Here is an 8278-nt window from a genome sequence, read left to right as displayed (position 1 = left end):
CCAAGGCCTTGCCGTCATCCTGGCGTTCATTGGCGTGAAGCTCGTCTTCCACGCACTGCACGTCAATGAGATTGCCTTCATCAACGGCGGGCAGCCGCTGTTGTGGATCCCGGAAATCCCGATCTCCTTCTCCCTCATCTTTATTGCCGCCACGATCACCGTGGCCACCGTCGCGAGCCTGTTCAAGACCCGCGGAAACCAAAAGCGTCCCGCTGCACCTGCACCGAGCGACCCCTCCACCACGAAGGATGACTCCAAATGAGCATGCTCGCCAAACATACCGGCCTCTCCCAGTAAGCCCTGGACAAGTCCGGTACGACGAATCAGCCCCAAAGCGCCGGCCAGAAAGACTGGCGTGCGATCCGCCTTGCCTCATGTCAATATGCTCGCGAAATAATCCCGCATGCCTCAACTAATTTGCTCGCCAAATAGGGCATCCCCGGACTGCGCGCGCATCTTGGCCCGGTTGATGAGATGGTTCTGGATGGCATTGATGCGGCGAGTGATGGCCGCCGGATTCAGGTCCCCGTGGATGCCCGCCAGGGCCTTGGCATGTTCCGGGTCCATGGCCTCCAGATCCATGATGCGCTGGTACGCGGTCCGCGGCCGGTCATAAGTCCGCTTCCTGCGACCCGAACGTGCGGTGCCGTAGCCGTTGGCCTTGACCATCGGCAGCAGGTGGTTCTTGCGCTGGTTCACCAGCGCCCAGAGCTCATTGAGCAGGGCCATCTCCTCCGGACCCTCGTAGCGGAACCTGAAGGCATGGCGACGGACCCAATCCCGATTTCGCTGCTCGACATGCGCATTGTCGTTATGCTTATACGCCCGCGCCCTAGTCAGATCAATGTTTCGTTCCTGCGCCCACTCGATGAGCTGGGTGTTGATGAATTCACCGCCATTGTCGAAATCCAGGGCCCGCATCGGGTAGGGCAGGGACCGGACCAGCAGGTCGACCCCGGCCACGACATGGCTGTGCGCACGGTTTTTCACACACGTGTTCACGGTCCACCCGGTGAACACATCTGTCAGGGTGATCGAATACAGGAACTCGCCCTTGAGGCTGTGTCCGCAGTGGGCGACGGTGTCGATCTCGAAGAACCCCGGTTCCTGCTCCATGGGCGTGCCCGACCACCGCACCGGGATCTCCGAACGCAGCATCGCCCCGGGCTTGGTCGAGGACAGTGCCGAGGGGTATCGAGCGGCGCGCAACGGCTTCAGATACCGATCCATCGTGGAGGCCGACATGGATAGCAGCTCGTCCCTGACCTCGTCGGTCAGCAGTCCCGCCACTGTCCCGAGTTCGTCGAAGCGTTCCAAACGCTCGAGCTCGTCGGCCATGATCGGAGCCAAGTATTTCCCGCAGGGCTCTCCGGAAAGCGTCCAGATTCGTTCCAGGAGCTTGAGGGCCGCCGGCCCGTACTTGCGGGGCCTGCGCCGCGGCAGGGGCTTCGGAATCCCGCGTGCGGGCTTACGCAGTTCCGTGGCCAGACGCCGGCGGGCGTTGGCCCTTGACCAGCCGGTCGATGCGCACAGGTAGTCGAGCATCACGCCCTTCTGTCCCTTGGTCCCTTTCGCATACTCGGCGGCGAAGCCGCTGACGAGCTCTCGCCGGGTGTGCATCGATATCCCCTGTTTCATCTCCCCAGCACAGCCTGCTGCCCGCCCTGGTGGCCAGAGTTTCGCGAGCATTCTTAAATGAGGCACGCACCTCATTTCGCGAGCATTACTAGTGAGTCAACGCGACGGCTAAGCGCCAGAGCTTTGGCAGTGTTACTCTTTGGGCATGGTGGTACGCCGTTTGGAAAGCCTTGGTCTGATTATCGGACCCTTGCTGTTCGCCCTGTCACCGCTCTTCTGGATCGACGGACACTATGGAGTGACCGGCGGGCTTCTCATTGCCATAGCCGCCGTGCCCTGGGTGTACGGACTCATTGGGGAATACAACGCCCTCCGCCCCCGGTTTCCCCTTCTGTCGGGGCTATGGATGCTTCTGGTGCTGATCGGCATGTTCGGCACCGTCGCGTTCGGGCTGCAAGGCGTGTTTGAGAGTGTGTTCGGTATCACCGAGTTTCGCTCGCTAGCTACTTTCGACATCTACCCACTCCCGGTGGCTATTGTGCTGATTCTGGCCGGACCGCTCTTTCCGGTCGCGCTTTTGTCCTTGGGCGCAATGCATTGGTGGACCGGGCTCACGCCCCGCTGGAGCGCTGTGTTGTTGGTATTTGCGGCGGCTGCGTTCCCGGTTGCGCGGATATCTCGATCTGTCCCAGTTGCGTTCATCGCTGACCTCGTCATGCTCGCAGCCTTCTGTGTGGTCGCCTGGTTTGCCTGGCATCGAAGGGACGAGGAATCCATATAACTTGCGGCTTGCGCTCAATGATGCAGAACTCTGACCCTGATTTCCAGAACATCGCAAGAAAGGTGCGCTCCCATGACCACCCACTTCTATACTGCTTCAAGCCTCGACGGGTTCATCGCCACCCCCGAGCATTCCCTTGAGTGGCTGTTCAAGCAGGACTTCGATTTCGAAGGCCCCATGGCATACCCAGAGTTCGTGAAAGGAATTGGCGCTCTCTTCATGGGTGCTTCCACGTATGAGTGGCTACTGAGCAACCAAGATGAGTGGGGCTACGAGCAGCCGGTCTGGGTATTCACTCATCGCGACCTGCCCGTTCCAGAAGGCGCAGATATCCGCTTTGTTCAGGGTTCAGTGACGCAGGCTCACGCAGAGGCCGTCCTAGCTGCGCAGGGAAAAGATATTTGGGTGGTGGGCGGTGGCGACCTTGCTGGCCAGTTCGCAGATGCTGAGCTACTCGACGAAGTCTGGGTACAGTTCGCGCCGGTAACACTTGGTTCCGGCCAGCCTCTCCTTCCGCGAAATCTGCAACTCGAAATCATTGACCACGCTCGCAATCGCGATTTCATTTGCATTCGATACCGGGTACTCCGAGAGACGCCTCACCCGTAGATCTTGAAATCCGCCGCAGACTCGCGCGCAGGCAGGAAGTGATCCACAGAATCGATCACCGCCTTGCCTCATGTCAATATGCTCGCGAAATAATCCCGCATGCCTCAACTAATTTGCTCGCCAAATAGGGCATCCCCGGACTGCGCGCGCATCTTGGCCCGGTTGATGAGATGGTTCTGGATGGCATTGATGCGGCGAGTGATGGCCGCCGGATTCAGGTCCCCGTGGATGCCCGCCAGGGCCTTGGCATGTTCCGGGTCCATGGCCTCCAGATCCATGATGCGCTGGTACGCGGTCCGCGGCCGGTCATAAGTCCGCTTCCTGCGACCCGAACGTGCGGTGCCGTAGCCGTTGGCCTTGACCATCGGCAGCAGGTGGTTCTTGCGCTGGTTCACCAGCGCCCAGAGCTCATTGAGCAGGGCCATCTCCTCCGGACCCTCGTAGCGGAACCTGAAGGCATGGCGACGGACCCAATCCCGATTTCGCTGCTCGACATGCGCATTGTCGTTATGCTTATACGCCCGCGCCCTAGTCAGATCAATGTTTCGTTCCTGCGCCCACTCGATGAGCTGGGTGTTGATGAATTCACCGCCATTGTCGAAATCCAGGGCCCGCATCGGGTAGGGCAGGGACCGGACCAGCAGGTCGACCCCGGCCACGACATGGCTGTGCGCACGGTTTTTCACACACGTGTTCACGGTCCACCCGGTGAACACATCTGTCAGGGTGATCGAATACAGGAACTCGCCCTTGAGGCTGTGTCCGCAGTGGGCGACGGTGTCGATCTCGAAGAACCCCGGTTCCTGCTCCATGGGCGTGCCCGACCACCGCACCGGGATCTCCGAACGCAGCATCGCCCCGGGCTTGGTCGAGGACAGTGCCGAGGGGTATCGAGCGGCGCGCAACGGCTTCAGATACCGATCCATCGTGGAGGCCGACATGGATAGCAGCTCGTCCCTGACCTCGTCGGTCAGCAGTCCCGCCACTGTCCCGAGTTCGTCGAAGCGTTCCAAACGCTCGAGCTCGTCGGCCATGATCGGAGCCAAGTATTTCCCGCAGGGCTCTCCGGAAAGCGTCCAGATTCGTTCCAGGAGCTTGAGGGCCGCCGGCCCGTACTTGCGGGGCCTGCGCCGCGGCAGGGGCTTCGGAATCCCGCGTGCGGGCTTACGCAGTTCCGTGGCCAGACGCCGGCGGGCGTTGGCCCTTGACCAGCCGGTCGATGCGCACAGGTAGTCGAGCATCACGCCCTTCTGTCCCTTGGTCCCTTTCGCATACTCGGCGGCGAAGCCGCTGACGAGCTCTCGCCGGGTGTGCATCGATATCCCCTGTTTCATCTCCCCAGCACAGCCTGCTGCCCGCCCTGGTGGCCAGAGTTTCGCGAGCATTCTTAAATGAGGCACGCACCTCATTTCGCGAGCATTACTAGTGAGTCAACGCGCGATCGTGCGCACTGCAGCAGAAGCAGATACCCTGACCGGCGACGGACGCGCCACCGAGGCTTCTGCCGGCCGCCGGCCAGCTTCCCCCGATGCGTGCCGTGCACAGTCGCACCACTCCGATTCGCGTGTTCCATCCGAGGAGATCAGCAACGCCGACCGGGCGGCCATCACCCGCTACGACCACCTCCTGGAAACCGCCGATCCGCACCAGATAGAGCAGATGCACCGCGAAGCCTTCGAACGCCTGACCCCGGCCCAGCGGGATCGGGGTCTGGGGAAGAATCGCCCGGAAATTCACGCTAAGGTGTCAGCGGCCTGTTGAATGGGTGGCATGGCGGTCGATTTTCTAAGTGATGAGCAGGTTGCAGGGTTCGGCGGATTCCCCGACGAGGTACCAGCGGAGGACCTGGAACGTTTCTGTTGGTTGGACGATGCCGATTTGTCGGTGGTTGGTCGCCGCCGGGGAATGCACAACCGCCTGGGATTTGCTGTTCAACTGATCACGGTGCGGGTAGTCGGACGTTTTTTGACGGATCCATTGGCTGTTCCGTGGCCGGTGGTGGAATCCCTGGCCGGGCAGCTGGGCATTGCCGATGCTTCCGTGCTCAAGCTGTATGCGCAGCGGGGACAGACCGGGTATGAGCACGCCGCGGAAATCTCCACCGAGTACGGGTATGCGGATTTCTCCGATCCGGCCAGGTACGAAGAGCTGAGGCTGTTTCTGGAGGCCCGGGCCTGGACTTCGTCGGAGGGCCCGGTGCGTTTGTTTGAACGGGCAGTGCTCTGGCTGCGTGAGCGTAAGGTCCTTCTCCCCGGCGTCTCCACGTTGACACGACTGGTTTTAGAGGTCCGCTCCGGAGCAAATGACCGCCTCCATTCCATGCTGGTGGACGCGGCCGGCCCCGCATTGATTCTGGAATTGGAAGGTCTGCTTCGCGTTGGGGAGGGGTCACGGTTGACCGCGTGGGAACGGCTGCGGACCGGGCCTTCGAGGGTCTCGGTGCCGGAATTGTTGCGGCAGTTGGAGCGGCTGGGTCGCTTGCGGTCCTTGGGTGCCGGGTCCATTGATGTGGAGATGATCCCCGAGGGCCGGATGAACGCCCTGGCCCGCTACGGGTTGGCGGGCAAGGCCTCATCGCTTCGAGGACTATCGGGACAGCGCCGGGGTGCGACACTGCTTTGTGCCGTGCGCGCATTGACGTCGGAGGTTGCCGATGATTTGTGTGATGCCCTGGACGCCATTGTCAACGAACGCGTTCTGCGCAAGGCAACCAGGGAATCCACTGCCGCCCGGTTGAAGTCCCTGCCCCGTTTGTCCAAGGCCTCGCTGCAATTGGCGAAGGCCGCGAAAACACTGGTCGAGGTGTTGGACAACACGGAATATTCCGGCGCAGAGGCCGCCTCGGTGCTGACCGATCAGGTTTCCTTGTCCGAGCTACGCGCCGCGCTGGAGGTGGTGAACGAAGTGGTGAATCCCGAGGGTGCCGAGGCTGACACCGCGGGGCAGATGCTGCGCCGGTTCGCCACCGTGCGCTCGTTCCTGCCGGCGTTGGCCGCGGCGGCACCCTTCGGGGCCACCGCGGGCGGGACGCCAACGTTGGCGGCGCTGAGGGCACTGCCGGAAGTTCTGGACGGCCGCAAGAAAGACCCTGCCGAGGTTGATCTGTCCGTACTCTCTCCGACGTGGCAGCGCCTTGTCGCGGCTTCGGAGGAAATCGACCGCAAGGCCTACACGGTGGCAGTGACGGTGGCCGTCCACAAGGCGCTGCGGCGCCGGGACATCTTCGTGGTGGGCGGGCGGCGCTGGGGAGACCCTCGGGCGCGGTTGCTGACCGATCCTGTGTGGCAGGCCACCAAAAAAGAGACCTTGAGGGCACTCCAGCTGCCGGAAGAGCCAACGGAGCATCTGGCTGGTGTGCGCCACCGCCTTGATGCCCGTTATCGTGCGGCGGCTGAGCAGTTGGCCGACAATCCAACGGTACGGATTGATGATGCCGGCAAAGTCCACCTCTCACCTCTGGAGGCCAAGACGGTCCCGGAGTCCCTGACGCAGTTGCGGGGGTTGGTCTCCGGGATGCTGCCGAGGGTGGACCTGCCCGATGTGCTGCTGGAGGTACATTCCTGGACGGGATTCCTCTCGGAATTCAGCCACGTCTCGGAGGCCTCCGCGAGGATGGGCCAGCTCGATGTCTCCGTCGCAGCCATCCTGGTGGCCGAGGCCTGCAACGTCGGACTTACACCGGTGGTAAGGGATGGCCACCCCGCCCTGACACGTGGACGCCTGAGCCACGTCGACCAAAACTATGTGCGTGCCGATACGCTGCGCGCGGCCAACGCCCGGCTGATCCAGGCGCAGTCCGGTCTCGGACTCGCGCAACGCTGGGGCACGGGCCTGCTGGCGTCCGTTGATGGGATGCGGTTCGTGGTGCCGGTGGCCACCGTCAATGCCGGGGCAAATCCGCGCTACTTTGGCCAGGGCCGCGGCCTGACCTGGCTGAACTATCTCAACGACCAGGTCTCCGGCTTGGGCGCCGTCGTGGTTCCGGGAACGGTCCGCGATTCCCTGCATATTTTGGATGGGCTGCTCGATCTTGATGGTGGCCAACGCCCCGAGATGGTCGCCACTGACACGGCCTCCTACTCGGACCAGGTCTTCGGGCTTTTCACGCTGCTCGGATATCGGTTCTCGCCCCGTCTGGCAGGGTTGCCTGACCAGCGGTTCTGGCGCATTGACGCCACGGCGGATTATGGGAAGCTGAACGCGGTGGCCGGTCGCAACCGGATCAACCTGGATCTCATTACGGCGAACTGGCCGGACATGCTCCGCCTTGCCGGGTCCCTGACTGCCGGGACGGTGCGTGCCTCGGAAGTCCTGCGGGTCACCCAGGGAGGCGGGGCACCGACGCTGCTCGGGAAGGCGTTGGCGGAGTACGGGAGGATTGCCAAGACCGAGCATCTGTTGGACTTCATCGATGCCGATGAGGGGTACCGCCGGCAAATCCATACCCAGTTGACTGTGCAGGAATCCCGGCATGCCCTGGCCAGACTCATCTTCCACGGCAGGAGGGGCCAGATACGGCAGTCCTATCGGGAAGGCCAGGAAGACCAACTCGGCGCCCTTGGCCTGGTCCTGAACGCCGTCATCCTGTGGAACACCCGCTACCTGGAAGCCGCACTCACCGGGCTCCGCGACCGCGGCCACAACGTTGCAGACGAGGACGTGCAACGCCTGTCGCCGCTGGTCTCGGAACACATCAATATGCTGGGCCGCTACTCTTTCACTGCAGGCGCAACAGGAACGGAACTTCGGCCATTGAGGAACCCCGATGAGGACCTGGAGACTTAAACGAGGCAACATTTCCCTGAACATATCCCCGCCCGCAAGGGAACCCTGACCGGGGCACCACTCCCGTGGCAACAATCAGAAAACAGTCAGTCTTATAGGTCGCGACGCCAGGTGGCCGGAATACCACCAGTATGAACGATGCGGTTGGTGTAGGTCAGGCACAATCCGGTTCCATTGACCACCAGCGTTTTCGTGCCATCTCGCACTGAAAGATTCCGTGTTCTACTCATCCTAGGCGCCGGGGCTTCCTTCCCATAGCTACTTTGGTCGTGAGCCTCCATTCTCTGGGAGCCGCTCATCGTCGTCCTGGTGCTGTATTGAATCGCCCCGATTTCGCATCGCCAGATGCCCGTGATTGCTGGTTCATATCCCGGCTATCGGGAGATTTCTGGTGGGCCCCCGGACGATGTCAATGCTCCATAATCGCCAAGAATTCGATGGGTGAATCCTGGATCTTGGACTCACGGCCTCAACGACCGGTTGGCCATGTTGTATTCTGGTCTATATCAAGGGGAGTACTCCCGT

The 8278-nt window shown here is 62.0% G+C and carries 6 protein-coding genes and 1 pseudogene; 5 read left to right on the top strand and 2 right to left on the bottom strand.

Features of this window, described 5'->3' with window-relative positions; genetic code table 11:
* A pseudogene (locus ACX80D_RS17605) lies at positions 1-262 on the top strand (TerC family protein); the annotation flags it as partial.
* Positions 263-408: 146 nt separating this feature from the next.
* Here the strand turns inward: ACX80D_RS17605 and ACX80D_RS17600 are convergent.
* Positions 409-1620 (bottom strand): integrase catalytic domain-containing protein, encoded by a 1212-nt coding sequence (locus ACX80D_RS17600; protein WP_007273073.1) that lies wholly within the window; start codon positions 1618-1620, stop codon positions 409-411.
* Between the two features lie 163 nt (positions 1621-1783).
* Between ACX80D_RS17600 and ACX80D_RS17595 the strand changes: the two genes are divergently transcribed.
* Together ACX80D_RS17595 and ACX80D_RS17590 are read left to right on the top strand one after the other, a co-directional pair.
* Positions 1784-2359, top strand: coding sequence for a hypothetical protein (locus tag ACX80D_RS17595; RefSeq protein WP_007273072.1), 576 nt, complete (start codon positions 1784-1786; stop codon positions 2357-2359).
* A 72-nt stretch (positions 2360-2431) separates the two neighbouring features.
* Positions 2432-2968: a dihydrofolate reductase family protein gene (locus ACX80D_RS17590; RefSeq protein ID WP_007273071.1), complete on the top strand. Its 537-nt coding sequence runs from the start codon at positions 2432-2434 to the stop codon at positions 2966-2968.
* 104 nt (positions 2969-3072) lie between these two features.
* On the opposite strand, the gene ACX80D_RS17585 is transcribed toward ACX80D_RS17590, so the two are convergent.
* On the bottom strand, positions 3073-4284 hold the full coding sequence (locus tag ACX80D_RS17585; RefSeq protein WP_007273073.1) for an integrase catalytic domain-containing protein: 1212 nt from the start codon (positions 4282-4284) through the stop codon (positions 3073-3075).
* A 109-nt stretch (positions 4285-4393) separates the two neighbouring features.
* On the opposite strand from ACX80D_RS17585, the gene ACX80D_RS17580 reads away from it, so the two are divergent.
* Both ACX80D_RS17580 and ACX80D_RS17575 read left to right on the top strand, forming a co-directional pair.
* Positions 4394-4729, top strand: a complete 336-nt coding sequence (locus tag ACX80D_RS17580; protein ID WP_459324159.1) for a hypothetical protein — start codon at positions 4394-4396, stop codon at positions 4727-4729.
* Positions 4730-7753, top strand: a complete 3024-nt coding sequence (locus ACX80D_RS17575) for a Tn3 family transposase (protein ID WP_459324158.1) — start codon at positions 4730-4732, stop codon at positions 7751-7753.
* Positions 7754-8278: the final 525 nt, after the last annotated feature.

This window comes from Arthrobacter sp. Sr24 (assembly GCF_054511175.1).
This window is presented reverse-complemented; position numbering and strand designations above follow the sequence as displayed.